General features: G+C 61.3%; 5 protein-coding genes and 1 pseudogene. 2 read left to right on the top strand and 4 right to left on the bottom strand.

What is annotated here, in order from left to right; genetic code table 11:
- Positions 1 to 269: 269 nt before the first annotated feature.
- Positions 270 to 1,010 (top strand): annotated as a pseudogene (locus tag ACFWBT_RS40720) (dihydrofolate reductase family protein); the annotation flags it as partial.
- Positions 1,011 to 1,177: 167 nt separating this feature from the next.
- Here ACFWBT_RS40720 and ACFWBT_RS40715 read toward each other — a convergent pair.
- The 4 genes from ACFWBT_RS40715 to ACFWBT_RS40700 all read right to left on the bottom strand — a co-directional run bounded on the left by ACFWBT_RS40715 (position 1,178) and on the right by ACFWBT_RS40700 (position 4,364).
- Entirely contained in the window at positions 1,178 to 1,726 is a 549-nt protein-coding gene (locus ACFWBT_RS40715) for a GNAT family N-acetyltransferase (RefSeq protein WP_385709210.1), read from the bottom strand.
- Between the two features lie 60 nt (positions 1,727 to 1,786).
- Positions 1,787 to 2,995, bottom strand: coding sequence for an MFS transporter (locus ACFWBT_RS40710; protein ID WP_385709207.1), 1,209 nt, complete (start codon positions 2,993 to 2,995; stop codon positions 1,787 to 1,789).
- 172 nt (positions 2,996 to 3,167) lie between these two features.
- Positions 3,168 to 3,419: a tetratricopeptide repeat protein gene (locus tag ACFWBT_RS40705; protein WP_385709204.1), complete on the bottom strand. Its 252-nt coding sequence runs from the start codon at positions 3,417 to 3,419 to the stop codon at positions 3,168 to 3,170.
- A gap of 177 nt (positions 3,420 to 3,596) precedes the next feature.
- Positions 3,597 to 4,364: an FAD:protein FMN transferase gene (locus ACFWBT_RS40700; RefSeq protein ID WP_385709201.1), complete on the bottom strand. Its 768-nt coding sequence runs from the start codon at positions 4,362 to 4,364 to the stop codon at positions 3,597 to 3,599.
- Between the two features lie 75 nt (positions 4,365 to 4,439).
- Here ACFWBT_RS40700 and ACFWBT_RS40695 point away from each other — a divergent pair.
- Positions 4,440 to 4,639 (top strand): hypothetical protein (locus tag ACFWBT_RS40695; RefSeq protein ID WP_385709198.1); only part of this gene is annotated, 200 nt, incomplete at its 3' end.

The following is a 4,639-nucleotide window of genomic DNA, read 5'->3' as shown; positions in this document are numbered from 1 at the left end:
CTCCTCGACCAGGCAGGCGAGATGGCGCCGAGAGAGACCCGTGAACAGCCGATGCGCCAACACCGCCCGATTGACCATGATCACCACAGCGGGATGATGCCACCTGCCTGGTAGCTGTTCTGACCACTACGGAAGTCGGATACTCCGACTTGTGCGGGCTGTCTGTCATGTCCCATGCAGGATCATCAGCGCGTGAACAATTTCCGGAAGGACACACGGTTCCAGAAAGCCGGGCAGCGGTGTGGCTGTAGGGTCTCGCCGCCGATGACATGTCGATCTTCTGTGACCTGCTGGTTCTCTGTTGTCTCACCGCGATGTCACCCAAGATCAGTCTCAGATCGATGCCATTTCCTCGGCGGAACGATGAGTCTGCGGCTGAGCCACCGAGCAAGAGGACTACATGTGAGCTCAGATCGCGCATCGATGAGTTTCCCGCGCCGCGCCGGTCGGTCTGTACGCGTGAGACCGACCCACGGAAGGCTGGCGGCATGCGGAAACTGATCTACGGCATGAACCTGACCCTGGACGGCTACATCGCCGCGCCCGGCGACGACATCGGCTGGAGTGTGCCGAGCGACGAGCTGTTCCAGTTTTGGTCCGACCAGTTGCAGGCGACCGACCTGTCGCTGTACGGGCGCAAGCTGGCAGACTATGAGCTCCTACTGACCGACCGGCGACCAGCAGCCCAACGCCACCCCGGCGGAGATCGAGTTCGCGCACCGCTGGCGGGACATGTCGAAGGTAGGGTGTTCTCCTCGACGATCGACAAGGTCGACTGGAACACCCGCCTGGTCACCGGCAACGCCGAGATCACCCGGCTCAAGGCCGAGGACGGCGGCCCCATGAACATCGGCGGCGCGACGCTCGCCGGGGCGGCCATGCGGGCCGGGCTGATCGACGAGTACGTGCTGGCCACCGCGCCGGTCCTGGTGGGCGGCGGCACGCCGTTCTTCACCGCGCTGGACAACTGGGTGAACCTGAACCTGGTGGAGACGCGGACGCTTCCCTGCGGCGTGATCCTGACCAGGTACGAGACGAGACGAGGCGCTGAGCGCCCGTCCGGGAGTCGCGGGCCGGCCCGGAGAGAAGAGACGGGGGGCTTGCGACGGCGGCACGCCGGTTGCCTGTTTCCCTGTCCTGCTGGTCGGGCAGGGGCATCTGAACTCGCCAGCGGCGCTCAACCGGACGGCGTGACCGGGGACCACACGCCGAACCACTGCTCGGCGCCCCACTCCTCGAACCGCTGTACCTCGGTGAACCCCAGCTTGACGGCGAGGCGCATCGAGCGGTCGTTGGCAGTCTGGGTGCAGAGCACCACCAGCTCGCCGGGAAGCGCGTCGGCAAACCAGCCGAGCACCGCCGCGCACGCCTCGGTGGCATACCCGCATCCCCAAGCCTCCGGCAGGAACATATAGCCGAGCTGGGCCTCTTGTGTATCCGGACGGACGTGCCCCGGACGCTCCGCGTCGCGCCGATCGAGCGTGACCGTGCCTATCATCGCTCCGTCGAGTTCGATCACGAAAATGCCAGGAGGCCGCCCAAGCACTTCAGGGACCGTGCTTTCGAGCTCATCAGGCGATCGAGGGCCACCGAGGTAGGTGCGCACCTCCCGCGAAGCGAGCAGCTCGATGAACGCCGCACGGTCTCGGGCCTCGGACGCGCGGAGCACGAGCCGTTTGGTCCTTATCGGGGGAGGCGGCCAGGCGACGGATCCGAGTCCAGCCATAGCGGGCAACCTATTCTTTGAAGGTCAGAGGGGCACGCAGCTGAAGTTCGGTTCGATATTTCATGCCCCAGTAGCACCATTAGGTGATGCCGGCCTTTTGGGCTGCGCCTTGGCGATCGCTGCACAAACTATGCACATGACTGAGCTGCCGATTAGCCAGTGAACGGATGCTTGCTGGACGAGCAACAAGCTGGCCATTATAGGGCCGATCAACGATCCAACAGTGTACGCAAGTACGAGCGCACCGGCGTACCTCCCGCGCATATGCGCGGGGGCAGCGCGGCTTACCATCCCAGGCACGGTTGCAGCATGTACATTCTCGCCAACTGCCATGACCGCTGCTGCAATCATCAACACAAGCATCCCCAACCAGCCTCCTAGCTCTCCTGCAAGAAGCAGGAGCAAGCAAGGTGCGGAGATCACTAAACAAAGAGTTCTTAGGCGTAGCTCATCCGACACGCCATTCATGACCTTCAATACAGGAAGTTGCATGATCGCGCCGATCGAAGTGTTAGCCAAGTACGCAACGCTTACCGCACAGGCGGGCATAGTAGTCTCAGTTGTAATGTACGCAGGAAACCCGGAGCTCAATTGCGAGAACACCAATGCCACCGCGGTTGCGTTTATTATCCAGATGCGCATGAACCAGCGATCCTGTACGAGGATAGAAAATCCTGTCGCGATACCTCTAGTTGCTGCTTTGGATGATTCTGGAAAGTGGCTCTCGGTTCGGGTGGCACGAACGACAAAAAGCGTGAACACCGCAGCCAGAAGGTAGGAAATGCAGTTACCTGCGAACATAATCCAGAAAACGGATGAAGGGGATGTACCCATCGCCACAGATGCAATGAGCGCCCCCACCCCGAGCCCCAACTGCGATATCAAACTGGTCAGCGAAAAGTACCGGGGTAGCTGAGTAGGAGATACGATCTCAGTCAAAAGGGTGTCCCGCGCAGGCGTGGTGATGGAAATCCCAAACCCCACCGCAGCCATGCACATCATGACTTGCCAGGGCGCACTAAGGGTGCCCATCACTCCCATACCGAGACCAGCAGCTATATACCCACATGTGGCGCTAGGGGCAGCTCCGAAGCGATCGGCCAGGTACCCTCCAATAGGATTGCCCACCAAGCTCACAAGAGGGCCAATTGCAATAATTAATGTAGCGACCGATAGGGGAAAGTGGCACTCGCCATGAAAGTAAATAAGCAAAAGTGGCCGTGTCATTCCGGACCCAACTCCATTAATTCCCACGGAAGTTAGGTACATGCTCCTGGATGCGTCCTGCTGTCGGGGCGAAGATGGTTTCTGTCGCTGAAAATAGCGGTACATGACAGATCAATCGTTGCCGATACGGCCGCGCTGCAGTCTTATCACTACAGGGTACTCACGCCTCAAATATCTGGCTAGGTGATGCACCTCTGCTGTGGCTTGCATTTTGTCAAGGCCAAGCAAGGCTGTTGTCAGTTCTGGGTAACCGGAACTGAGCGCGTCTCGCCTCGATGTGTAGTGCGCTGCGGTAGTTCTCCTTAGCTGCACTGAAGTTTCCTCTCTCCGCATGGATGTCCGCGAGTGTGTGCAGAGCGGACCCCATTTCCACCAGGTGATTCGGTCCCAACTTTCCTTCGCTGGTGCGGAGGATAGGATTCAAGAGAGTCAGAGCTTCATCGGACCTTCCATGTCGAGACTCCATGTGCCGCCAGTCTCGTTGCGGAGCCGGGTGGTGGTCTTGTCGTGGTAGCCGAAAGCTTCCGGGGCCATGAGGGCTAGCAGTTGGAGTAGCTGCTGGCGGGCGCCGCGGGCGCCCGCCAGCAGGGGCTTCATTTGTCGGTCAGCCCAACCGATTACTAGGTTGGAAAGGTTCAGTGGGTCAGTCGATGGTGCTGGTCGAACCGTCTTGCCACACGACAAGCCCGGTACGCCCTGCGCGCCCACTGAGCCAGGCGGCAGCCTCTGGGCCGAGAGCGAACGCTGCGGTGGCATCTACGTCGGCCCAGGTGACTGAGTCCGCAAAGACGGTCACCTGGGCAACGTGAGTGGGCGGGCGGCCCGTGCGTGCATCAACGATGTGATTACCGCGGTAAGCCGTGCCGGATGTGGCGACTCCGCCGTTGAGCACCGGCAGGACAGCGAGCACTCTCTTGACCTGATGCGGATCCTCAATGCCAATCCGCCACGGCCTGTTGGGATCGAGTGAACGGCAATGCATGTCGCCGCCGGCAGAGAGGCAAAAGTCGGTGTCGGCCAGTTCCTGCAGGTGGGCCGCGCAGCGTTCCACGGCCCAGCCTTTGACCACCCCATTGGGCCGCAGGTGCATACGCCCGTTGGTACCCCGCCGATAAACGGAGAAGGCGCCGTGCGACTCTCGTTGAATATGCGCGCCCAACGCCATCACTTCTTGTACCTCGGGTGGACAGTCGGCCTCGGTGACCTCACCGCGATTGAACTGAGAGATCACCGAGTCCGACAGGTCGCGGCTGAACACGCGGTTTATGTTGATCCATTCCTGGATCACGCCGCGCCATGCTCGCCGACCGGCTGCATCCCCAGCATGACGGCCGCGCAGCGCCACACTAATGGGCATGTCCATCACGCACTCTCTGTGGCGGACAATCGGCACGTTGTCGGCGGCTTTCATCCTTGCAGACAGGTGGGGGCCGGGATGGGGGGAACGGATTGTGAAGTCTGGTCGAGGTGGCACTGGAGCGACGCGGTGGACGCCCACGGCGGCGAAGCCGAGGTAATCATGTCTGCCTCAGTGTCCGGAGTAGCCGAGACGACTGCCTGGTCGAGGAGGCACTGGAGCGACGCGGTGGTCGCCCACGGCGGCGAAGCCGAGGTAATCATGTCTGCCTCAGTGTCCGGAGTAGCCGAGACGACTGCCTGGTCGAGGAGGCACTGGAGCGACGCGGT

Origin of the sequence: Streptomyces sp. NPDC060027, from assembly GCF_042737005.1 — a bacterium.
GTDB lineage: Bacteria > Actinomycetota > Actinomycetes > Streptomycetales > Streptomycetaceae > Streptomyces.
The sequence above is the reverse complement of the archived record's forward strand: the minus strand, read 5'-3'. Positions and strand labels throughout refer to the sequence as shown.